This is a genomic window from Allobosea sp. (assembly GCF_035944895.1).
Taxonomy (GTDB): Bacteria; Pseudomonadota; Alphaproteobacteria; order Rhizobiales; family Beijerinckiaceae; genus Allobosea.
Window position 1 is genome coordinate 862,204 of sequence record NZ_DASZAT010000010.1, and the last position, 22,699, is coordinate 884,902.

The following is a 22,699-nucleotide window of genomic DNA, read 5'->3' on the forward strand; positions in this document are numbered from 1 at the left end:
CTCAGCCCTGACGCGCCTTGAAGCGCTTCTGGACCTTGTTGATGATGTAGACGCGGCCCTTGCGGCGCACGAGCTGGTTGTCGCGATGGCGCGCGCGCAGCGACTTCAGCGAATTGCGGATCTTCATAGCCCGTACTCCCATCGGCCCGCCCTGCGGCAGAACCGGTCAAAAACTGAAGGCGACGCGAACCGGACCCCGGTCCTCATCGAGCAAACGACATGCGCGCCTGATGCGATGGCCGGCTGTATAAGGATTTTGCCGGGATTGGCAAGGCCCCGGCGCGTTTTTCCGCAGCGCGATCGCGTGCGTCATGCTCTCGTCGCAATCACATGGCCGCCCTAGCATCCCGGCGGATGCATGCCTAGATTGCAGCCGCAGCAGACCTATCAGGGAGCTTTCTCGATGTTCAACGCCAAGTCCCTCCTCGACGCCCTCGTCAATGCGGGCAGCCAGGCCGGCGCCCAGGGCGGTCAGGCCGGCGGGCTGGGCGGCGTGCTCGGCAATCTCGCCCAGCAGGCCGGCGGCGCCGGCGGCCTTGCCGGCATGGCGGGCCAGATCTTCGGGCAGGCCAGCCAGGGCGTGCAGGACGCCGCCCGCAATACCGGCCTGCAGCAAGGCGCGACCGACATCGTCGGCCAGCTCTCCGGCGGCAAGACACCCGAGCAGTTGATCGAACAGGCCAAGGGCATGCTTGGCGGCAACCAGCTCGCCGCCGGCGCCGTGCTCGGCGGCCTCGGCGCGCTGATCTTCGGCACCTCGGCTGGCCGCTCGATCGCCGGTTCCGCCGCCAAGCTCGGCGGCCTCGCACTGGTCGGTGGCCTCGCCTACAAGGCCTATCAGAACTATCAGGCCGGCAAGCCGCTGCTCGGTGCCGACCAGCAGCCCGCTTTGCCGGCGCCGGCCGGCTCCGGCTTCGAGCCGGAAGCGGCGAAGAACGAGCATGCTCAGCTCTTCATCCGCGCAATGATCGCCGCTGCGGCAGCCGACGGCAAGATCGATGCGACCGAGCGCACCGCCATCCTCGGCGGGCTGCGCGAAGCCGGGCTCGATGCCGAGGCCAATGAGTGGCTTGCGAATGAAATGGCCAACCCCGCGAGCGTCGATGCGCTGGTCGAAGGCGCCGAGACGCCCGAGCTCGCCGCGCAGATCTATACGGCGGCCCGGATCGCCATCAATCCGGACACCCCGGCCGAGAAGGACTTCCTCGCCGGCCTCGCCGGCTCGCTCGGCCTCGATGCCGAGCTGGTCGCCAACATCGACGCCGCCGCGAGCGCCGCGAAGGCCTGACCTGTAACGCAGGTCTGCAGTGCGCCGGGCGCGGATTGACCGCCCGGCGCCCCCAGCCATCCAATGCGGCATGCAATCATCGTCCCCGCATTGGTCGGCGCGCCTGCCGTTCTATTATGGCTGGCTCGTCATCGGCATCGCCTTCGTCACCATGGCGGTGGCCGTCAACGCGCGCACGGCGTTCTCGCTGCTGCTGCCGCCGCTGATCGACGAGTTCGGCTGGGATCGCGGCCTCGCCTCGGGCGCCTTCTCCTTCGGTTTCCTGCTCTCGGCCGTGACCAGTACCTTCGTCGGCCGCATGATGGACAAGCACGGCCCGCGCGTGGTGATCGAGACCGGCGTGGCGATGCTGGCGGCGGGCATGCTGATCGCACCCGCGATCGGCGCAGCCTGGCACCTCTATCTGACGCTTGGCGTCCTCGTCGGCTGCGGCGCCAATCTGATGAGCTTTTCGGCGCAGTCGCTGTTCCTGCCGAACTGGTTCGTGCGCCGCCGGGCGTTTGCGATCAGCATCGCCTTTTCCGGCGTCGGCGTCGGCGCGTTGCTGCTGCTGCCCTGGCTGCAATCGATCATCAGCCGGGAGGGCTGGCGTGCCGCCTGCTGGATCATGGGCCTGCTCGTCCTGTTCCTCCTCGGCCCGCTCAACCTGCTGGTGAGACGCCGGCCGCAGGATCTCGGCCTGCAGCCGGATGGCGAGACTGGCCCGGCGGCCGCCGTCGCCGCGCAGCGCAAGGCGGCTGTGGTCGATCCGGCCTGGGTCGCGGTCGAATGGACGCTGGGACGAGCGCTGCGCACGGCGCGCCTCTGGTGGATCATGATCGGCTATTTCTGCGCGCTGGTCGCCTGGTATGCCGTCCAGGTCCACCAGACCAAATACCTGATCGAGGTCGGCTTCACGCCGCTCATGGCGGCCTGGGCGCTGGGGCTGGTCAGCGCCGTTGCCATTCCCGGCCAGATCGCTCTCGGCGCCCTGTCGGACCGTATCGGCCGCGAATGGATCTGGATGATCGGCTGCCTGGGCTTCGCCATCTGCTACGCCGCGCTGATCGCGCTGGAGCACGCGCCTTCGCCTGCCCTGCTCTACCTGATGGTGATCACGCAGGGCTTCCTGGGCTATGCGATCACCTCGGTGTTGGGCCCGATCGTCTTCGAGATTTTCGAAGGGCCCCATTTCGGCGCGATCTTCGGAACGGTCACCGTGGCGCTGCTCGGCGGCGGCGCGGCCGGGCCGTGGCTCGCCGGCACGATCCACGATGCCACCGGCAGCTATCGCCTCGCCTTCCTGCTGGTCATCGCCTGCTGCTTCGTCTCGGCGGCGGCGATCTGGCTGGCGGCACCGCGCAAGGTCCGGCTGGTGCCGGGGCGGGTCAGGGCGCCCGCTTGACGCCCTGATCGTCCTCGAACACCGGCCGGAAGAAGCTGCGCTCATAGCTGACGATGAAGCGGTGCTTCTCGTTCTCGGCGACCACGGCAAGGCATTCGGCATCCTTGAACGAGGCCTCGCGATAGGCCTCGTATTCCGCGAAGGACGGGAAGCTGAACATCGCCAGAGCGACGTTGGAGGTCCCTTCCGACGGCATGAAATAGCCGTGATGCTTGCCGCCGAACCGCTCGACCAACCGAATCCAGGCCTTGCCATAGGCTTCGAAGGCCGGGAGCTGGTAGGGGTCGACGACGTAGCGCAGATGGCAGGTGATCGCCATGGTCAGGCCGCCTTGGCGTTCTTGAGGAACTCGCCCATCCGCCCGAGCGCCCGCTCGATGTTCTCCAGCGAGTTCGCATAGGAGAGGCGAATGTAGCCCTCGCCATGCACGCCGAAATCCGGCCCGCCGATCGTGGCGACACCGGCCTCGTCCAGCAGCGCCGAGGCCAGCTTCTTCGCCTTCCAGCCGGTCTGCGACACGTTCGGGAAGGCGTAGAAGGCGCCCTTCGGCACGATGCAGGAGACGCCCGGCAGGCCGTTCAGCCCGGCAACCACCGCCTTCCGGCGCCGGTCGAACTCCGCCAGCATCATCGCAACCGCATCCTGTGGGCCGGTCAGCGCGGCGAGCCCTGCCCATTGCGCCGGCGCGTTGACACAGGAATGCGAGTTCACCGCGAGCTTGCGGGCATTGTCGTAGAGCGGCTTCGGCCAGACCGAGAAGCCCATGCGCCAGCCGGTCATGGCATAGGTCTTCGACCAGCCATTGAGCAGGATCAGCCGGTCGCGGATCTCCGGATAGCTCAAGAGGCAGACATGCTTTTCGCCGTCATAGAGCATCTGGTCGTAGATCTCGTCCGACATCACGGCGACATCGGGGAAGCGGGCGAGGCCGGCGACGAGCTTGTCGACCTCGGCCTTGGGCGTGACGCCGCCGGTCGGATTCGCCGGCGAGTTGACGATCAGCAGCCTTGTCTTCGGCGTGATCAGCGCCAGCGTCTCCTCGGCCGAGAAGGCAAAACCGTTCTCCTCGCGGATCGGCACCGGCACCGGCGTCGCGCCGGTGTACTCGATCATCGAGCGATAGATCGGGAAGCCGGGATCAGGATAGAGGATCTCGGCACCGGGCTCGCCGAACATCAGGATCGCCATGAACATGGTGACCTTGCCGCCCGGCACGATCATCACCTCCTCCGGCGAGACCTCGACCGAAAAGCGCTTGTGCAGGTCGGCGGCGACGGCCTCGCGCAAAGGCAGGATGCCGTTGGCCGGCGTGTAGCCGTGATGACCGTCGCGCAGCGCCTTCACGGCAGCCTCGACGATGTGTTCCGGCGTCGGGAAATCCGGCTGGCCGATGCCGAGATTGATGATGTCCTTGCCCTGGCGCTGCAATTCGGTGGCACGGGCGAGCACTGCGAAGGCGTTCTCCTCGCCGATCCGGCCGAAGGATGGGACGACGTGTAGCGTCATGGCGGTTTCCTCTTCGCTTGCAGCGCCACCGGGCGCGTCTTTCACACTCTCTTCCGTGCAAAGCGCCGACCTGGCAAGAGGACCGCGTCCACCGTCACCACGGCGCGCCAAGCCCTGCGGCGCATCTCGACATGAGAGATCCGCGATGCAATCCTGACGTTCATAAGAACGGCCGGATACGCGGCTTCGCCATTGCTTGCCTCGACCGCGACCGTTTGGGGGAGAGACATGGCAAAAGCGACGACACCGGGAAAGCCGCCAGTCGGCCGCACCAGCAAGGCTCCGAAGCCGATCGAGCCAGTGCCTCCGGCGGAAGCAGCGGCCAAGATCGGAGTGGAGCTTGCCCCGGCCCCGGTCGAGATGCCGTCCGACACGGTTTCCGACACCGATGTCCCCGAGATCCGGATCGCCAATCGCTCGTTCAGCGCGGTTCCCAAAGCGCTCTCGGGACGCAGGCTGGATGTCCTGCCGGACCTGCCGGACATCCGTGACCGCATCTACCAGCCCCATTTGCGGGCGTTGAGACCCAGCAGGTACCCGTCGATCCCCTTCAAGATCCGCGATCAGGGCAGCAGCAACAGCTGTACGGGCTATGCGCTCGCCCATGCGGTGGACATGCTGCTGCACCGCGCCGGGCTCGACGCACCCGCGATCAGCGTCAGCGCCCGCATGCTGTACGAAATGGCCAAGCTCAACGACGAGTGGACCGGCACCCGCTATGAAGGGTCGAGCATTCGCGGCGCGATCAGCGGCTTCTACCGCAACGGCGTCTGCACTCAGGCACTGGTCGACGATGACGCGACCGACCCGTGGGTCCTGACCTACGAGATCGGCAAGGAGGCGCGCCAGAACCGGATCGGCGCCTACTACAGACTGATGCCGGACCTGGCCGACTATCATGCCGCCATCGACGAGATCGGCGTCATCGTCGCCTCCGCACAGATTCACTCCGGCTGGGCCAGGCCGGAGAAGAACCGAATCGTGCCGAGCGGCGTGTCCGCCGGCGGCCACGCCTTCGCCATCGTCGGCTATGATGCGACCGGCTTCTGGGTGCTGAACTCCTGGGGCAGTTCCTGGGGCGATGACGGCATTGCCCACTGGTCCTATGAGGACTGGGCCGCGACCGTCATGGATGCCTGGGTGTTGCAGCTCGGCGTCCACGCTCCAACCGCCTTCAGCGCCTTGCCGCGGCGCACGCTCGCCGATGCCGGCATGCTCAAGGAGACAGCACCGTCCCCTGTCAGGACGGATATCGTCGGCCATTTCATCAATATCGATGACGGCGCCTACGTCACCGGCGGCCGCTACTATTCGCCGACGCCGGCTGAAATGAATGAAACCGTCAAACGCCTCGTCGATCCGCAGTCGAACGACGGGCAGGGTTACCAGCATCTCGTCATCTACGCACATGGCGGCCTGAACAGCACCAACGACGAAGCCAATCGGATCGCCACCTGGAAGCGCAATGCGGTCTTCAGCCGCAACGGGATCTACAACTTCCATCTGATGTGGAACACCGAGGCCATCGGCGAGGTCTTCGGCAAGATGTCCGAAGCGCAGGATGGGCGCGCCGCCGGCTTTCTCGGCGACCTCGCGCTCGAGACGCTGTTGCGTCCTCTCGGTCTGCGGGCCTGGCGAAACATGAAGCAGGATGCCGCGATGTCCTTCGCCAAGGGCACGACCTATGACGGCGGCTTCTACGGGCTGAAGCCGCTGCTCCAGGGCCTGGACAAGGCCGGTAAACGGCCATTGCTGCATCTGGTCGGACATAGTGCCGGCGCGATCATGCTGGGAGAATTGCTTGCAGCGATGCCCCGCTTCGGTCTGTCGCAGCTCGAATTCGGCTCGATCCACCTGATGGCGCCGGCCTGCACCGCCGAGTTCTTCCAGGCAACCTACGCACGCTATCTCGCCAAACCCGGCGGACCGGCGCTGAAAGACAAGATCCATCTCTACAATCTCGATGACGAACGCGAGCGGAGCGATGTCGTCGGCTGGGGTGGACCATTCGGCTACAGCCGTTCGCTTCTCTATCTCGTCTCTCGCGCTTATGAGGAGAAAGCCGACATGCCTTTGGCTGGCATGCAGCGCTTTCGCGACGAGCTGCGCCCCTCGGACAAGATTCGGATCGACTATTCGTCGAACGCGAACGACAAGCTCAACCTGACCCGCTCGACCAGCCATGGCGGCTTCGACAACGATGCTGCGACGCTGACCACCATCATGACGCGAATTCTTGGCAAGGCCCCTAAAAAGCCTCCGACCAGCGACGAACTGACGGGCTATTGAAAGCCGGCCACCGGTCTCCGGATAGGGCCCGCCCCCCATCAATGCAGTGCGGCGCGCGAAGGCGAGGCGGCAATTTTCCTGCTTTCGCAGCGCGCGGTTGCGCTGTCTGGGAGGCAGGGGCGCATTTGGAACACTTGCAAACTGCGCCGCGGCGACTTTTGCTGGCGAAGGGGCCGACCAAGCGATTGGCACGGCGCCTCAAGTCGTTGTATGCAGCATACAGCAACTGCGGCAAGTGTTCTTGCCACTTCGCTTGCGATCGGCATGACCTGTCGATCAAATCGATTTAAGACGGTGCCGAAGCGGCGTGAAGGCCGCCTGGCCGTGAGAGGGAATGACGGGATGGCCAAGACGCCTAGTGGGAAGAAGCCGGTCCGCAAGATCAAGCCGGAGCAGTTGCGCTCGAAAGCCTGGTTCGACAATCCCGCCAATGCCGACATGACCGCGCTCTATATCGAGCGCACCATGAACTTCGGCCTGTCGCGCGAAGAATTGCAGTCCGGCCGCCCGATCATCGGCATCGCCCAGACCGGCTCCGACATCGCCCCCTGCAACCGCCATCACCTCGAGCTCGCCTCCCGCGTCCGCGACGGCATCCGCGAGATGGGCGGCGTACCCTTCGAATTCCCGATCCATCCGATCCAGGAAACCTGCAAGCGGCCGACCGCCTCGCTCGACCGCAACCTGCAATATCTCAGCCTGGTCGAGATCCTCTACGGCTACCCGATCGACGGCGTCGTGCTGACCACCGGCTGCGACAAGACCACCCCGGCCCAGATCATGGCGGCCGCCACCGTCGACATCCCGGCGATCGCCTTGCCGGGCGGGCCGATGCTGAACGGTGACTTCCGCGGCGAGCGCACGGGTTCGGGCACGATCGTCTGGAAGGCGCGCCAGATGATGGCGGCTGGCGAGATCGACTATCGCGGCTTCGTCGACCTCGTCGCCTCCTCGGCGCCATCGGCCGGCCACTGCAACACCATGGGCACGGCCTCGACCATGAACGCGCTCGCCGAGGCGATGGGCATGACCCTGCCCGGCGCCGCCGCGATCCCCGCTCCCTATCGCGACCGCTACGAGATGGCCTATCTCACCGGCCGGCGCATCGTCGAGATGGTCTGGGAGAACCTGATCCCCTCGAAGATCCTGACGCGCGAGGCCTTCGAGAACACCATCGTCATCAACTCGGCGATCGGCGGCTCGACCAATGCGCCGATCCACGTCAACGCCATCGCCAAGCATATCGGCGTCAAGCTCGACAATGAGGACTGGACCAAGATCGGCTACGACACGCCGCTGCTGGTCAACATGCAGCCGGCTGGCGAATACCTCGGCGAGGACTACTACCGCGCCGGTGGCCTGCCTGCCGTGATCGCCGAGCTGCTCGAGAAGGGCAAGCTCAAGCCGGCGATCACCGCCAATGGCCGCACCCATGAGGAGAACTGCAAGGGCTTCTTCGCGATCAACCGCAAAGTCATCAAGAGCTACGACGAGCCGATGAAGAAGGAGGCCGGGTTCCTCAACCTCTCCGGCAACCTGTTCGACTCGGCGATCATGAAGACTTCGGTGATCACGCCGGAATTCCGCAAGCGCTATCTCGAGAACCCGAAGGACCCGATGGCCTTCGAGGGCCGGGCGATCGTTTTCGACGGACCGGAGGACTACCACCACCGCATCGACGATCCCGCGCTCAAGATCGACGAGCACTGCGTCCTGTTCATCCGCGGCGTCGGCCCGGTCGGATATCCCGGCGCGGCCGAGGTCGTGAACATGCGGCCGCCGGATTACCTGATCAAGAAGGGCGTCACGGCGCTGGCCTGCGTCGGCGACGGCCGCCAGTCCGGCACTTCGGGCTCGCCTTCGATCCTCAACGCCTCGCCGGAAGCGGCGACCGGCGGCGGGCTGGCCTTGCTCAAGACCGGCGACAAGGTCCGCATCGACCTGAAGAAGCGCACTGCCAACATCCTGATCTCGGACGAGGAACTGGCGCAGCGCCGGGCCGAGTTCAAGGCCAATGGCGGCTACAAGTATCCGAAGAGCCAGACGCCCTGGCAGGAAATCCAGCGCAAGATCGTCGACGAGCTCTCCGAGGGCATGGTTCTGAAGCCGGCGGTCAAGTACCAGAAGATTCACAAGAAGTTCGGCGTACCGCGCGACAACCACTGAGCGGCGCCACCGCCCTCTCCAGATGCCGTTCGGCGTCTTCGACATCGCCCTGGCAGCGCTTGCCGCGCTGCTGGGAGGCCTGGCCGGCAGGCAGGTCGCGCTGCGCCGGCGCTATCCGCTCGTCCTGGTCACAGCTCTCGGCGCCATTGCCAGTCTTGCGATCACGCTGCTGCTCGGCCGCTATTTCGGTTCGGTCTTCGTCGGGCTTGTCGTTCTGGGGACTGTCATAGTCTTCTGATCGGGCAACCGCCCACCACGGAGAGCGCGATGACCTGGCTTGCCGAGCTGACCGGACTCGATCCGCAGACGACCATGCTGCTGGTCCTGCTGGCCGGGCTCGGCGCCCTGCTTGGCGGCGCCATCGGCCATTGGCGCGGCGGTTCCGGCCGCATCGTCTCGGGCGCGATCATCGGCGCCATCTTGTTGCCCGTCGCCGGCCTCGCCTTCCTGCTCCATCTCGGCATGATGGCCGTGGTTGCGGTGATTGCCGCGGTCGCGGCCATGTTTGCCGGTATTCTCGGCTGATCCCCTGTCGCAGCATGCCCGTCACGCATCAGGGGCCGCACGCCGATGCGTGCAAACGGGGCTGACAAACCGGTGCGACGACGACAATATGGCTCCCCTGAACCTATCTGAAACGATTTAAAATGGCTCAGAGCCCGCAAGTCGACGCGTTTCGCAAACTCCACGAATCCGGCTGCTTCGTTATGCCGAACCCTTGGGACGAGGGCTCGGCCCGCTGGCTGCGCGGCCAGGGCTTCAAGGCTCTCGCCTCGACCAGCGCCGGCTTCGCCTTCACGCAAGGGCGAGCCGACCAGGACGTGCCGCGCGACATGATGCTGGCCCATCTCGCCGAGCTGGTGAAGGCGGTGCCGGACCTGCCGATCAATGCCGATTTCGAGAACGGCTATGCCGACACGCCCGACGGCGTCGCGGCCAACGTCAAGCTCTGCATCGCGACCGGCGTTGCCGGCCTCTCGATCGAGGATGCGACCGGCCGCAGCGACGAGCCGCTCTATCCCTTCGAGTTCGCCGTCGAGCGCATCAAGGCCGCCCGCCGCGCCGTCGACGAGACCGGTACCGGGGTCGTGCTGACCGCCCGGGCCGAATGCTTCCTCACCGGCCATCCCGATGCGCTGAACGAGTCGGTGCGGCGCATCAAGGCTTATGCCGAAGCCGGCGCCGACGTGCTCTACGCCCCCGGCCCGAAGACTGTGGCTGACATCGGCGCCATCGTCGCAGCCGCCGGCGGCAAGCCGGTCAACACGCTGGTCTATGGCGATGTCGGCCTCAGCGTCGCCGATGTCGCCGCCGCTGGCACGCGCCGCATCTCGATCGGGGCGGCGCTCGCCCGCGCCGCCTGGGCCGCTTTCATCGAGGCGACGCGGCTGATCAAGGACGAAGGCAGCTTCAAGGGCTTCGCCGGCAACGGCGCCTCAGCCCCGCTCAACCCGTTCTTCCACGGCGATCTCAAGGCGCGCTCGTGAGCGGGCGGCTTCTCATCGCCCCGCAATGGCTCGGCAAGAGCGGGCTCTGGCAGATCGACGCCAAGGGCACGCGCAAGCCGGTCGATGCCGACGATATCGGCCTGTCCGACGATATCGCCGACCGGCTGGAAAGCTGGATGGACGCCTTCGACGCGATCTATGACGAGGCGAACGAAGCCGCCTCCGACTTTGCCAGCGAGGCTGAGCGGGCCGCCTGGGAGGCGGAAGGCGCGGCGCTCGCCGCCGCCATCGCTGCCGATCTCGGCCCTGACTGGCAGATCGCACACGACTTCACCGCCTGGCGCAGGACGATCAAGGCATGACGACGCTGAACTGGACGCCCCGCCCCTTCCCGCCGGCCAAGGTGCTGCAGGGCCGTTATTGCCGGCTCGAGCCGCTCGACCCGGCCCGGCATCTCGACGACATCTGGCAAGCCATGGACGGCCATCCTTCCGTCTGGGACTGGCTGCCCTCGACGCTTCCGCCGAACCGCGAGGCCTATCGCGAACTGCTGACGATGATGGCGGGCAAGGCCGGGATCATTGCCTTCGCCGTGATCGACGAGGCCGACGGCAAGGCCAAGGGGCATCTCTGGATGATGGAGATCCGGCCCGAGCACGGCGTCTTCGAAGTCGGCTGGATCACCTATTCGCCGTCGATGCAGCGCACGCGCATGGCGACGGAGGCGGTCTATCTCGTCGGCGAATACGGCTTCTCGCTCGGCTATCGCCGCTATGAGTGGAAGTGCAACAACCGTAACGAGCCCTCCAAGCGCGCCGCACTGCGCTTCGGCTTCAAGTACGAAGGCCTCTTTCGCCAGCATCAGGTGGTCAAGGGCGAAAACCGCGACACCGCCTGGTTCTCGACCCTCGACGGCGAATGGCCCAAGGTCGGCCAGGCCTTCCGCAACTGGCTCGCGCCGGAGAATTTCGATGCGCAGGGCCAGCAGAAGACCGCGCTGGGCGACTTCATGAAGACGGCAGGAGCCGCCTGAGATGGCCCTGCGGCGCGCTACGACCGAGGATATTCCGGCGATCGTCGCGCTGACTGAGGCCGCCTATCTGCCGAACGAGAGCATCATCGGCGTGCCGTCGCTGCCGCGCATCGCCGATTATCGTGAGGTGCTGGCGGAGCACGAGATCTGGCTCGCCGAGAGCGAGGGGGCGCTCGACGGCGTCCTCGTGCTCGAGGAGGAGCCGGCGAAGTTCACGCTCTGGAGCATCGCCGTCTCGCCCGCCGCCACCGGCAGGAAGATCGGCTCGCAACTGATGGATTTCACCGAGGAGCGGGCCAGGGCGCTCGGCCACGACGCCGTCCATCTCTACACCCACGAGAAGCTCGCCGACCGCATCGGCTGGTATGAGCGACTCGGCTACCAGACCACCCATTACGAGGATCTGCCGGATCGCCGGCTGATCCATATGCGCAAGAGCCTTCGATAAACCAGCCTCCGATAAGCGGACAAAAGGGAAGAAACGACATGGCAGGACGTTTGAAGGGCAAGGTCGCGGTCGTCACCGCCGCCGGCCAGGGCATCGGCCGGGCGATCGCCGAGGCCTTCGTTGCCGAGGGCGCCACCGTCTGGGCGACCGACAAGGACGTCGCCTTGCTCGAGGGCATCCCGAAGGCGAAGAAGCGCAAGCTCGACGTGCTCTCGACCAAGGCGGTCGAGGCCTTCGCCGAGAAGGTCGGCACCATCGACATCCTCGTCAACGCCGCCGGCTACGTCCATCACGGCACGATCCTGGAATGCGACGACAAGGCCTGGGAGTTCTCCTTCGACCTCAACGTCAAGTCGATGCACCGCACGATCAAGGCCTTCGTCCCCGGCATGCTCGCCGCCGGCAAGGGCTCGATCGTCAACATCGCCTCGGGCGCCGGCTCGGTGCGCGGCATTCCGAACCGCTATGTCTACGGCGCCACCAAGGCGGCGGTGATCGGCCTGACCAAGGCGGTCGCGGCCGACTACATCAAGAAGGGCATCCGCTCGAACGCGATCTGCCCCGGCACGATCCAGTCGCCCTCGCTCGACCAGCGCATCGTCGACCTCGCCAAGGTGACCAAGACGACCGAGGCCCAGGCCCGCCAGGCCTTCATCGATCGCCAGCCCATGGGCCGGCTCGGCACCGCCGAGGAGATCGCCTGGCTCGCGGTCTATCTCGGTTCGGACGAAGCGAGCTACACCACTGGCCAGATCCATCTCGCCGATGGCGGCTTCGCGCTCTGATTGGCGCAGGGGAAACGCCATGCATGTCCTGATCAGCGGCGCCGCCGGCATGATCGGCTCGCGGCTAGCCGCGCGCATCGCCCGCGAGGGCGCCTGCGCCGGCAAGCCGCTTACCCGGCTGACGCTGACCGACGTCGTGGCGCCGCCGCGTCCGGCCGGCTTTGACGGGCCGATCGAGAGCCGCACCGAGGATTCGAGTTCGGCAGCGGTTGCGGCCGAGCTCACGGCCTTGCGGCCCGACATCATCTTCCACCTCGCCGCGATCATCTCCGGCGAGGCGGAGCGCGATTTCGAAAAGGGCTACCGAATCAATCTCGACGGTATGCGGAACCTGCTGGAGGCGATCAGGCAGGAGAGTGCCAGGAACGGGCCTTATGTCCCCAAACTGGTTTTCTCCTCGTCGAGCGGCATCTTCGGTGCGCCCTTCCCGCCGGCGATCTCCGACGAATTCCATGTCACGCCGCTGACCAGCTACGGCGCGCAGAAGGCGATCGGCGAATTGCTGCTCGCCGACTATTCGCGGCGTGGCTTCGTCGAGGGCGTCGGCATCCGCTTCCCGTCGATCGTGATCCGGCCGGGTAAGCCCAACGCCTCGGCCGGCGGCTTCTTCTCCGGCATAATCCGTGAGCCGCTGCAGGGGCTGGAGGCGCTGCTTCCGGTCGAGGATAGCGTCATCTTCACCCATGCCTCGCCGCGCTCGGCCGTCGGCTTCCTGCTGCACGGCGCCTCGCTGACACGCGAGCAGCTCGGCCCGCGCATCAATCTCAGCATGCCCGGCGTCTGTGTCACCGTCGGCGAGCAGATCGAGGCTTTGCGCCGCATTGCCGGCGACAAGGCGGTGAAGCTGATCCGGCGCGCGCCCGACAAGGCCTCTGCCGAGATCGTCAAGGGCTGGCCGACCCGCTTCGACGCAAAGCGCGCGCTGTCGCTCGGCTTCCGGGCCGAACAGGATTTCGACGAGATCATCCGCGTCCATATCGAGGACGACCTCGGCGGCCGCCTACCCAACTGAACGCAGACATAGAGATCGGATAGAAGACATGCATATCCTCGTCATCGGCGGCGCCGGCATGGTCGGCCGCAAGTTCATCGAGCGCCTGGCGCGCGACGGCGGCCTCGGCGGCAAGGCAGTCGACAAGGTGACGGCGCAGGACGTCTTCCCGGCTGCGGCGCCGGCGAACGCGCCCTTCGCCTTCGAGTCGCTGACCTCGGATCTCTCGCAGCCCGGCGAAGCCGAAAAGCTGATCGCCTCGCGTCCCGAACTGATCGTCCATCTCGCCGCGATCGTCTCCGGCGAGGCCGAGGCCGATTTCGACAAGGGCTACCGCATCAATCTCGACGGCACGCGCTATCTCTTCGACGCGATCCGCCTCACCGGCGACGGCTACAAGCCACGCGTGATCTTCACCTCCTCGATCGCCGTCTTCGGCGCCCCCTTCCATGACAAGATCGAGGACGAGTTCTTCACCACGCCGCTGACCAGCTACGGCACCCAGAAGGCGATCGGCGAATTGCTGCTCAGCGACTACAGCCGCCGTGGCTTCTTCGACGGCGTCGGCATCCGCCTGCCGACGATCTGCGTGCGCCCGGGCGCACCGAACAAGGCGGCCTCCGGCTTCTTCTCCAACATCATCCGCGAGCCGCTCAACGGCCAAGACGCGGTTCTGCCGGTCTCCGACCAGGTCCGCCACTGGCACGCCTCGCCGCGCTCGGCCGTCGGCTTCCTCGTCCACGCCGCGACGATGGACACGAACGCGATCGGCCCGCGCCGGGCGCTGACCATGCCGGGCTATTCCGCCACCGTCGCCGAGCAGATCGAGGCGCTGCGCAAGGTCGCCGGCGAGAACGTCGTCAAGCGCATCAAGCGCGTTCCGGATCCGGTCATCGACGCCATCGTCGCCGGCTGGCCGCGCAATTTCGATGCGAAACGCGCGCCAGCGCTCGGCTTCAAGGCGGAATCGAGCTTCGAGGAGATCATCCGCGCCCATATCGACGACGAGCTCGGCGGCACCTTCGTCGCGTGACGTAAGGCGTGATGCTCGGGTCAAGCCCGAGCATCACGACCCGGCCTTAAGGCAGCTTCTTCAGCATCAATGGCGCGCCGACCGCCGGGTCCTTGCGCCATTGCCCGCCTTCGAAGACCAGCTCTACCTTGTGGCCCTTGCGGGCGATCAATTCGAGGCGGCCCGCCTCATACCGCCACGCGACGGGCGAGAAGATCGTCAACCCGGTATCGGGACAGAGCCCGTCGAAGCTCGTCGTGAACGCGCCCGCATTGGCCGAGGGGCTCGTCGACAGAGCAAGCTTGCAGACCTCGCGCCCGACCTGCCGCATCACCGCATAGCGTCCGGGTACCGTCGCCGGAGCTGGCGCGCTCGCCGGATCAACCGTGGTCGGGCGCGCCGCCTCCGTTGCAGCCAATTCCGCCCGGCCGGGCGCCGGACGCTGCTGCGCCCGCACATAACCGGCGGGATCGAGCCCATATTCCGCGCCATCGCTGCCTTTGCCGCGCCGTCCTGGGTCAGCCTTTTGGCTGAAGACGATCACCGCCTTGCCGTGGCCGTCGAGCAGCCTGGGAGCGCCGTCCGCCACGTCCCAGGCGACGACCCCGGTGAGGATCGGCAGAGCACGCCGGCACGTCGCCGGGAACCTGACCTGCCGCCCCTGCCCGGCCGCCTCGGTGCCGAAGGTGACCGTGCATTCGCGCGCCGCTCCGAGCTTCTCGAGGTCCCAGGCGCCGATGAACGGCTTCAACGCCTCGGGAGCCCGCTCGGCGCCGCGGGGCAGCGCTTGCGTCTGCGCCGCCGCCGGCGAGCCAATGAGCAGCACCAGAGCGGCGATTGCCGCCCCGCGCCGCATTCCCGTCGTGATCAGGCTTTTGTCCATGGCGTCTCGGCAACCGGTGTCAGAGGACCCTTGCCATCGAACCATGAAACAAGATTGTCGACCAGCAGCTGGCCCATCTGTTCGCGTGTATGCACGGATGCCGAGCCGACATGCGGCAGCAGGACAATATGATCCATCGCGATCAGCTCGGCCGGCACGCGTGGCTCGTCCTCGAACACGTCGAGGCCGGCGGAGAGGATCGTCTTGGACTTCAACGCCTCGATCAGCGCCTGCTCGTCGATCACCGTGCCGCGGCCGACATTAACGACGATGCCGTTCGGCCCGAGCGCCTTCAGCACCTCGGCATTGATGATGTGGTAGGTCGAGTCGCCGCCCGGCGCGACCGAGACCAGCGTATCGACATCCTGGGCCATCTCGACCAGCGAGGGATAGTAGCGATAGGCGACATCGGCCTGGCGCGAGCGGCCATGATAGGCGATCGGCACGTCGAAGGCTTCGAGCCGGCGCGCCACCGCCTTGCCGATCCGGCCGAGGCCGACGATGCCGATCTTGCGCTTGCGCAGCGAGGTGGTGAGCGGATAGGCGCCCTGCAGCCACTTGCCGGCGCGCAGATAGCGATCGACCTGCGGCAGCTGGCGCACGGTCGACAGGAGAAGGCCGATGGCGAGGTCGGCAACCTCGTCGGTCAACACATCCGGCGTGTTGGTGACGACGAGGCCGCGCTTGCCGGCCGCCTTGGCGTCGACATTGTCGTAGCCGACGCCGAAATTCGAGACGACCTCCAGCTTGGGCAGCGCATCGAACAGCGCGTCGTCGATCCGCACATGCGCGCCGCCGCCGGCGACGCCGCGCACCCGGTCCTTCACCGCAGCCAGCGCCGCCGGGCGGTCCTGCTCCTTCCAGAGCTCGTGCACGATGAAGCGCGCCTTCAGCTGATCGGCGGCATAGGCCATCAGCGGCCCGGTCATGATGATCTCGATCTTGTTCTGCGCGGTCATGGCCCTGCTTTCGTGGAACGCCTGCTGGCTTGATTTCAAATTCTTAAAACGATTAAATCAATCTAGCTGCGCGGACGCCGCCGGGGAATTCCCATAGCCGCAGACAGGGGCTGCTTGCAAAGCCGGTCATGCCATCCCGGCTCGGCTGTCGATTCAGCCCGATATAGTATGATTTAATCACGCCGTTTTGCTCGTATTTGCGTCAGCTCGACCGGCGAGCAGGCGCAAGGTGCTGTTCAGGCTGTCGATCACCAGCCCGCTCATCCGCGCCGCCGCGAGGTCGCCATCGCGCTGCACGATCGCGTCGAGAACGCGTTCGTGATCGATCAAGGACGCGGTGAAGAAGAACTGGTCGTCCGGAGCCTTGAGAAAGAGCGACCACTGGATCGTCGCGCAGACGACGGGCGCGAGGCATTGCAGCGGCGGATTGCGGGTCGCGGCAAAGATCGCCTCATGGAAGGCGAGGTCGGCATTGACGGTCGGCTCGGCATAGGGCGGGTTTTCCGCCATGCCACGAAAGGCCGCCTCGATCCGGCTGAGATCGGCATCGCTGCGCCGCTGCGCCGCCAGCCGCGCGGCGCTCGGCTCGACGAAGAGCCGAAGCTCGAACAGATCGCGGATGAATTTCTCGTTGGGATCGGCCTTGAAATGCCAGGCGAGCACATCGGGATCGAGCAGGTTCCAGGCCTCGCGCGGCGCCACCCTCGTGCCGCTCTTCGGCTTGGCCTCGACCAGTCCCTTGCCGCTCAGGAACTTCACCGCCTCGCGATAAGCTGTACGCGAGACCGAGATTTCGTCCTTCAGATCGTCCTCGTTCGGCAGCAGCGACCCTGCAGGCGAAGCGCCGGTGATGATCGCCACCGCGAGCCTGTGCGCCACCTGGCCGAACAATCGGTCGGGGTTGAGCCTCGTCGCGCGCGCTTTGACATGAAGCTGCATCGAACCGCGCTTCTCCTCCGTGATCGCCAGCATGCGAGAGCTCGCCCGCTGCCTGTCCAGCGCTTGACACGCCTGTTTCTATCGTATGACTTTATCCGGGAACGGGGTTGACGCAACAGGCGGCTCGCCTGGGTTGCGCGGCTTCGTCTCGATCGGCCATCAGAAGCCGATGTTCTGCAACGCCGCCGGCGGGGATTGTGTCAGGCACCCCGGGGTAACCTGAAGAGCGGGAGAAACAACCAAGATGGCATCCGTCCAGATTGCCGACGTGCGCAAGGCCTATGGCTCGACGCAGGTCATTCACGGCGTCGACATCGACATCAACGATGGCGAATTCGTCATCCTCGTCGGCCCGTCGGGCTGCGGAAAGTCAACCTTGCTGCGCATGATCGCCGGCCTCGAGAACATCTCGGGCGGCGAGATCCGCATCGGTCAGCGCGTCGTCAACGACGTGCCGCCGAAGGAGCGCGACATTGCCATGGTCTTCCAGAACTATGCGCTCTATCCGCATATGACGGTGGCCGACAACATGGCCTTCTCGATGAAGCTGCGGAAGGCGCCGAAGGCCGAGATCGACGAGCGCGTCAACAAGGCAGCCGGCATTCTCGGCCTCGACAAGCTGCTTGACCGTTATCCGCGCCAGCTCTCGGGCGGCCAGCGCCAGCGCGTCGCCATGGGCCGCGCCATCGTGCGCGATCCGCAGGTCTTCCTGTTCGACGAGCCGCTCTCGAACCTCGACGCCAAGCTGCGCGTGCAGATGCGCACCGAGATCAAGGAGCTGCACCAGCGCCTGAAGACCACCACGGTCTACGTCACCCACGACCAGATCGAGGCCATGACCATGGCCGACAAGATCGTCGTGATGCATGACGGCATCGTCGAGCAGATGGGCGCCCCGCTCGATCTCTACGACAACCCGGCGAACCTCTTCGTCGCAGCCTTCATCGGTTCGCCCTCGATGAACCTGCTGAAGGGCACGATCCGCGCCAACGGCTTCGAGACGCAAGGCGGCGTGATCTGGCCGATCGGCAAGCATCCCGCGGATTCGAACGATCGGGCTGCCGTGCTGGGCATCCGTCCGGAACATCTCATTCTCGATCCGAGCGGGCTTCCCGCAGAGGTCGTGGTCATCGAGCCGATGGGCTCGGAAACCCAGGTCGTCGTTCGCTGCGGCGGGCAGGACCTGACCTGCGTCTTCCGCGAACGCATCACCGCCAGGCCCGGCGAGACGATCAATATCCGTCCCGACACCTCGGTGACGCATCTCTTCGACGCCGCCAGCGGCAAGCGTATCTGAAACTTACGGGCCGCTGCACGGAGAACACTCCGGCAGCGGCACCGTCCCGACAAATCGCGACGAGGCTCCCATGCAGGGCCTCGCGGCAACCCGGAGGAGACAACCGATGAGCATTTCCAGACGTGACGTATTGATCGGCGGCGCAGGGCTCGCAGCCGGCGCTACCCTTGCCGCACCATCGATCGCCCAGACCGCCAATATCGAGAAGGGCGCGACACTGCGCGTGCTGCGCCCGACCAAATTCGTCGATCCCGACCAGACCATCTTCAACGAGAACACCGAAGCATTCACCAAGGCGACCGGCGTCCAGGTCCGCGTCGATTACGCGAGCTGGGAGGATCTGCGCCCGCAGACCGCCGTCACCGCCAACACCGGCGCCGGCCCTGACGTCGTCGTCGGCTGGGCCGACGATCCGCACATCTTCGCCGACAAGCTGATCGACCTGACGGCGGTCGCCGAAGACCTCGGCAAGAAATATGGCGGCTGGTACCCGGTCGCCGAGAAATACGGCAAGAAGGACAAGACCAACCAGTGGATCTCGATCCCGATGGGCGGCTCCGGCGGCCCGGCGGTCTATCGCGAATCCTGGGTCAAGGAAGCGGGCTTCGACAAGTTCCCGACCGACCATGCCGGTTTCCTCGACCTCTGCCGCAAGCTCAAGGCCAATGGCCACCCGGCCGGCTTCGCGCTCGGCAATGCGGTCGGCGACGGCAACGCCTTCTGCAACTGGCTGGTCTGGTCGCATGGCGGCTACATGGTCGACGAGAACAACAAGGTCGCGATCAACAGCAAGGAGACGATCGAGGCGCTGAAATACGCCAAGGCGCTCTACGAGACCTTCATCCCTGGCACGCTCTCCTGGCTCGACATCAGCAACAACAAGGCGCTGACGGCGGGCGAAGTCGGTCTGACCCAGAACGGTGTCTCGCTCTACTTCTCGATCAAGAACTCCAAGGACGAGAAGACCGCCGCGATCGGCAAGGACCTCAACCACGCGCCGATGCCGGTCGGCGCGGGCGTGGGACGGCCGACGGAGACGGCGCTGGTGATCAACGCCATGGTGTTCAAGCACACCAAGTTCCCGAACGCGGCCAAGGAATATCTCCGCTTCATGATGGAGAAGGAACAGTATGACAAGTGGCTGACCGGCTGCTTCGGCTACTGGACCCAGCCGCTGAAAGGCTATGCGCAGAGCAAGGTCTGGGAGAGCGATCCCAAGATCCTGGTCTATCGCGACACCTGGGAGCGGGCTCTGTGGAGCGGCTACAAGGGCGCGATCACCGAGGCGGCCGGCACCGTCAACGCCGAATACGTCATGGTCCAGATGGTCGCTTCCGTCTGCGCCGGCCAGGCGACGCCCGAGCAGGCGGCAGCCGAGGCCGAGCGCCGCGCCAAGCGCTACTACCGCACCTGATCATCCGTCGACACCGCGCCGCCTACCGGCGGCGCGGCTCCATCACGGGATAAAGCGCCATGACGATTGCGGCGGAGGCCCGGCCGACTCCCCAGCCCGAACAGGGCTGGCTGGTCAGGCTGTTCGACTACAAGCCATTCCTGATCTTCATCTGCCTGCTGCCGGCACTCGGCCTGCTGCTGGTCTTCCTGAGCTATCCGCTCGGCCTCGGCATCTGGCTCGCCTTTACCGATACGCGTATCGGTCGCAGCGGCATCTTCATCGGCTTCGAGAATTTCGAGTCGCTCTGGCACGACCCGGTCTTCATCACCTCGGTCTGGAACACGCTGCTCTATACCGGCGTCGCGACCGTCGGGAAGTTCGGGCTCGGCCTCTGGCTGGCGCTGCTGCTCAACAACCACCTGCCGTTCAAGTCGCTGCTGCGCGCGCTGATCCTGGTGCCCTGGATCGTGCCGACCGTGCTCTCGGCCATCGCCTTCTGGTGGATCTACGATCCGCAGTTCTCGATCATCTCCTATGTGCTGGTCGACGTGCTCGGTTGGCGCGACACCTATATCGACTTCCTCGGCTCGCCCTGGCCGGCCCGCTGGTCGCTGATCGCCGCCAATGTCTGGCGCGGCATCCCCTTCGTCGCGATCTCGCTGCTCGCCGGTCTGCAGACGATCTCGCCGGCGCTCTACGAGGCGGCGATGCTCGACGGAGCCAATGCCTGGCAGCGCTTCCGGCATGTCACTTTGCCGATGCTGATGCCGATCCTGGCGATCGTGCTGACCTTCTCGGTGCTGTTCACCTTCACCGACTTCCAGCTCGTCTACGCCATCACCCGCGGCGGCCCGATCAACTCGACCCACCTCATGGCCACCCTCGCCTTCCAGCGCGGCATCCCCGGCGGCCAGCTCGGCGAGGGCGCGGCGATCGCGGTGGCGATGATCCCCTTCCTCGTGATGGCGACGCTGTTCAGCTACTTCGCGCTCGCCCGCCGCAAATGGCAGCAGGGAGAAGACAATGACTGACCAGGCCTCCCCTGCCCCGCGTCCGCATCTCGTCGACAAGGAGCGGACCGGCGTGATCGACTGGTCCTCGGGACCACGCCGCTTCATAACGCTCTATCTGCCGCTCTCGATCTTCGTGATCGTGCTGCTGTTCCCGTTCTATTGGATGGCGATCACGGCGATCAAACCGAATGGCGAATTGCTCGACTACAAGAACAACAATCCGTTCTGGGTGAAGTCGCCGACACTGGAGAACATCAACAAGCTGCTCTTCCAGACCGACTACCCGCAATGGCTGCTGACCACGATGACGGTCGCGACAGTCGCGACCGCCCTCTCGCTCTTCGCCAGCGTGCTCGCCGCCTACGCGATCCAGCGCCTGAAGTTCAAGGGTTCGAACTATGTCGGCCTTGCCATCTACCTGGCCTATCTGGTGCCGCCCTCGATCCTGTTCATCCCGCTGGCGACGCTGATCTTCCAGTTCGGGCTGTACGACTCGCAGCTCGCGCTGATCCTGACCTATCCGACCTTCCTGATCCCGTTCTGCACCTGGCTCCTGATCGGCTACTTCAAGTCGATCCCCTACGAGCTCGAGGAATGCGCCATGATCGACGGCGCGACCCGGTTGCAGACGCTCTGGAAGATCACTCTGCCGCTGGCACTGCCCGGGCTGATCTCGGCCGGCATCTTCGCCTTCACCCTGTCCTGGAACGAGTTCATCTACGCGCTCGCCTTCATCCAGTCGGCCGAGAAGAAGACGGTGCCGGTCGCGGTGCTGACCCAGCTCGTCGAGGGCGACGTCTACCATTGGGGCTCGCTGATGGCCGGCGCCCTGCTCGGCTCGATCCCTGTCGCGATCCTCTATTCGTTCTTCGTCGACTACTACGTCGCCTCGATGACGGGTGCGGTGAAGGAGTAGCTCCGGGCGGGCGGCCTGGCCGCCCGTCTTCCAACCAAGGCAAATAATTGTGACTTCAATCGCCTTCGTCGGGCTCGGCGCCATGGGCGCGCCGATGGCCGAGAATCTCGTCAAGCGCCAGTTCCGCGTCACAGGTTTCGACATGAGGGAGAGCGCCCGGGCCGCGCTCGTCGCGGCCGGCGGCCACGCCGCCGACAGCGCGGCAAAGGCCGCGGAGGGCGCCGATACGCTCGTCCTGATGGTGGTCAACGCCGCGCAGGCCCGCTCGGTCCTGTTCGATGCCGGCGCGCTCGATACGCTGGCTCCGGGCGCTACCGTCATCCTGATGGCGACCTGTCCGCCGGGCGAGGTCGAGGCCATAGCCGACGCCGTGACCAAGACCGGCCGGCATTTCGTCGATGCGCCGGTCTCGGGCGGTGTGAAGGGCGCCGAAGGAGGCACGCTCACCATCATGGTCGGCGCCTCCGCCGACAGCTTCGCCAGGGCCAAACCAGTGCTCGATGCGATGGGAGACAAGGTCTTCCATGTCGGCGGGAAGCCGGGCCAGGGCGCGACGGTGAAGACTGTCAATCAGTTGCTCTGCGGCGTCCATATCGCAGTCGCGGCGGAGGCGTTGTCGCTGGCGCAGAAAGCCGGCATCGATGGCAAGGTACTGTTCGAGATCATGGGCGGCTCGGCCGCCTCGTCCTGGATGCTCAGGGATCGCGGCCCACGCATGCTCGAAGACGAGCCGCCGGTGGCCAGCGCAGTCGACATCTTCGTCAAGGACCTCGGCATCGTCCTCGACGCCGGCCGTGCCGCCAAGGCGGCCTTGCCGCTCGCAGCGGCCGCGCACCAGATGTTCCTCGCCGCCTCGGGCCTTGGCCATGGCGGACGCGACGACTCGCATGTGGTCCGCGCTTACCGGGCGCTGAACCGCAAGCCGGACAACGATGCCTGATCCAGC

General features: G+C 65.9%; 23 protein-coding genes and 1 pseudogene. 18 read left to right on the forward strand and 6 right to left on the reverse strand.

The annotated features are described in order from the left end of the window. Nucleotide 1: 1 nt before the first annotated feature. Entirely contained in the window at nucleotides 2–127 is a 126-nt protein-coding gene (gene ykgO, locus VGV58_RS19770; protein WP_038363015.1) for a type B 50S ribosomal protein L36, read from the reverse strand. A 231-nt stretch (nucleotides 128–358) separates the two neighbouring features. On the opposite strand from ykgO, the gene VGV58_RS19775 reads away from it, so the two are divergent. Continuing rightward, nucleotides 359–1,288 (forward strand): tellurite resistance TerB family protein, encoded by a 930-nt coding sequence (locus tag VGV58_RS19775; RefSeq protein WP_326875734.1) that lies wholly within the window; start codon nucleotides 359–361, stop codon nucleotides 1,286–1,288. A 70-nt stretch (nucleotides 1,289–1,358) separates the two neighbouring features. Next, on the forward strand, nucleotides 1,359–2,672 hold the full coding sequence (locus VGV58_RS19780) for an MFS transporter (protein ID WP_326875735.1): 1,314 nt from the start codon (nucleotides 1,359–1,361) through the stop codon (nucleotides 2,670–2,672). Here the strand turns inward: VGV58_RS19780 and VGV58_RS19785 are convergent. Together VGV58_RS19785 and VGV58_RS19790 are read right to left on the reverse strand one after the other, a co-directional pair. Next, entirely contained in the window at nucleotides 2,656–2,991 is a 336-nt protein-coding gene (locus tag VGV58_RS19785) for an NIPSNAP family protein (protein ID WP_326875736.1), read from the reverse strand. The genes VGV58_RS19780 and VGV58_RS19785 overlap by 17 nt on opposite strands. 2 nt (nucleotides 2,992–2,993) lie before the next feature. After that, on the reverse strand, nucleotides 2,994–4,178 hold the full coding sequence (locus VGV58_RS19790; RefSeq protein ID WP_326875737.1) for a pyridoxal phosphate-dependent aminotransferase: 1,185 nt from the start codon (nucleotides 4,176–4,178) through the stop codon (nucleotides 2,994–2,996). Nucleotides 4,179–4,406: 228 nt separating this feature from the next. Between VGV58_RS19790 and VGV58_RS19795 the strand changes: the two genes are divergently transcribed. From VGV58_RS19795 to denD (VGV58_RS19845), 11 genes are all read left to right on the forward strand, one after another. Further along, nucleotides 4,407–6,467, forward strand: coding sequence for a C1 family peptidase (locus VGV58_RS19795; RefSeq protein ID WP_326875738.1), 2,061 nt, complete (start codon nucleotides 4,407–4,409; stop codon nucleotides 6,465–6,467). 342 nt (nucleotides 6,468–6,809) lie between these two features. Further along, a complete protein-coding gene (locus VGV58_RS19800) occupies nucleotides 6,810–8,633 on the forward strand; it encodes an IlvD/Edd family dehydratase (RefSeq protein ID WP_326875739.1) in 1,824 nt (607 codons plus the stop codon). A 22-nt stretch (nucleotides 8,634–8,655) separates the two neighbouring features. Further along, a complete protein-coding gene (locus VGV58_RS19805; RefSeq protein ID WP_326875740.1) occupies nucleotides 8,656–8,871 on the forward strand; it encodes a hypothetical protein in 216 nt (71 codons plus the stop codon). 29 nt (nucleotides 8,872–8,900) lie between these two features. Continuing rightward, entirely contained in the window at nucleotides 8,901–9,158 is a 258-nt protein-coding gene (locus VGV58_RS19810) for a hypothetical protein (RefSeq protein ID WP_326875741.1), read from the forward strand. Between the two features lie 122 nt (nucleotides 9,159–9,280). Further along, the gene (locus VGV58_RS19815; protein ID WP_326875742.1) at nucleotides 9,281–10,120 is read left to right on the forward strand and encodes an isocitrate lyase/PEP mutase family protein; all 840 of its coding nucleotides are present in this window, start codon (nucleotides 9,281–9,283) and stop codon (nucleotides 10,118–10,120) included. After that, entirely contained in the window at nucleotides 10,117–10,443 is a 327-nt protein-coding gene (locus VGV58_RS19820; protein WP_326875743.1) for a hypothetical protein, read from the forward strand. The genes VGV58_RS19815 and VGV58_RS19820 overlap by 4 nt, the downstream gene beginning before the upstream one ends. After that, the gene (locus tag VGV58_RS19825; RefSeq protein WP_326875744.1) at nucleotides 10,440–11,114 is read left to right on the forward strand and encodes a GNAT family N-acetyltransferase; all 675 of its coding nucleotides are present in this window, start codon (nucleotides 10,440–10,442) and stop codon (nucleotides 11,112–11,114) included. The genes VGV58_RS19820 and VGV58_RS19825 overlap by 4 nt, the downstream gene beginning before the upstream one ends. Before the next feature lies 1 nt (nucleotide 11,115). Then, entirely contained in the window at nucleotides 11,116–11,562 is a 447-nt protein-coding gene (locus tag VGV58_RS19830; RefSeq protein ID WP_326875745.1) for a GNAT family N-acetyltransferase, read from the forward strand. 38 nt (nucleotides 11,563–11,600) lie between these two features. Beyond that, on the forward strand, nucleotides 11,601–12,347 hold the full coding sequence (locus tag VGV58_RS19835) for an SDR family oxidoreductase (protein WP_326875746.1): 747 nt from the start codon (nucleotides 11,601–11,603) through the stop codon (nucleotides 12,345–12,347). Nucleotides 12,348–12,366: 19 nt separating this feature from the next. Next, on the forward strand, nucleotides 12,367–13,359 hold the full coding sequence (gene denD / locus VGV58_RS19840) for a D-erythronate dehydrogenase (protein WP_326875747.1): 993 nt from the start codon (nucleotides 12,367–12,369) through the stop codon (nucleotides 13,357–13,359). A 28-nt stretch (nucleotides 13,360–13,387) separates the two neighbouring features. Beyond that, the gene (denD, locus tag VGV58_RS19845) at nucleotides 13,388–14,371 is read left to right on the forward strand and encodes a D-erythronate dehydrogenase (protein ID WP_326875748.1); all 984 of its coding nucleotides are present in this window, start codon (nucleotides 13,388–13,390) and stop codon (nucleotides 14,369–14,371) included. Nucleotides 14,372–14,417: 46 nt separating this feature from the next. Here denD (VGV58_RS19845) and VGV58_RS19850 read toward each other — a convergent pair whose 3' ends face one another. The 3 genes from VGV58_RS19850 to VGV58_RS19860 all read right to left on the reverse strand — a co-directional run bounded on the left by VGV58_RS19850 (nucleotide 14,418) and on the right by VGV58_RS19860 (nucleotide 17,164). Further along, entirely contained in the window at nucleotides 14,418–15,233 is an 816-nt protein-coding gene (locus tag VGV58_RS19850; RefSeq protein WP_326875749.1) for an AprI/Inh family metalloprotease inhibitor, read from the reverse strand. Then, entirely contained in the window at nucleotides 15,218–16,192 is a 975-nt protein-coding gene (locus VGV58_RS19855; RefSeq protein WP_326875750.1) for a 2-hydroxyacid dehydrogenase, read from the reverse strand. The genes VGV58_RS19850 and VGV58_RS19855 overlap by 16 nt, the downstream gene beginning before the upstream one ends. Before the next feature lie 177 nt (nucleotides 16,193–16,369). After that, entirely contained in the window at nucleotides 16,370–17,164 is a 795-nt protein-coding gene (locus tag VGV58_RS19860) for a FadR/GntR family transcriptional regulator (RefSeq protein ID WP_326875751.1), read from the reverse strand. A 211-nt stretch (nucleotides 17,165–17,375) separates the two neighbouring features. On the opposite strand from VGV58_RS19860, the gene VGV58_RS19865 reads away from it, so the two are divergent. The 5 genes and pseudogenes from VGV58_RS19865 to VGV58_RS19885 form a co-directional block, all read left to right on the forward strand. Continuing rightward, complete coding sequence (locus VGV58_RS19865) at nucleotides 17,376–18,428, forward strand: ABC transporter ATP-binding protein (RefSeq protein ID WP_326875752.1); 1,053 nt, start codon at nucleotides 17,376–17,378, stop codon at nucleotides 18,426–18,428. 106 nt (nucleotides 18,429–18,534) lie between these two features. Continuing rightward, nucleotides 18,535–19,842, forward strand: a complete 1,308-nt coding sequence (locus tag VGV58_RS19870) for an ABC transporter substrate-binding protein (RefSeq protein ID WP_326875753.1) — start codon at nucleotides 18,535–18,537, stop codon at nucleotides 19,840–19,842. A 59-nt stretch (nucleotides 19,843–19,901) separates the two neighbouring features. After that, on the forward strand, nucleotides 19,902–20,855 hold the full coding sequence (locus VGV58_RS19875) for a carbohydrate ABC transporter permease (protein WP_326875754.1): 954 nt from the start codon (nucleotides 19,902–19,904) through the stop codon (nucleotides 20,853–20,855). Continuing rightward, entirely contained in the window at nucleotides 20,848–21,753 is a 906-nt protein-coding gene (locus VGV58_RS19880; protein WP_326875755.1) for a carbohydrate ABC transporter permease, read from the forward strand. The genes VGV58_RS19875 and VGV58_RS19880 overlap by 8 nt, the downstream gene beginning before the upstream one ends. A 13-nt stretch (nucleotides 21,754–21,766) precedes the next feature. After that, a pseudogene (locus VGV58_RS19885) lies at nucleotides 21,767–22,693 on the forward strand (NAD(P)-dependent oxidoreductase); the annotation flags it as partial. Nucleotides 22,694–22,699: the final 6 nt, after the last annotated feature.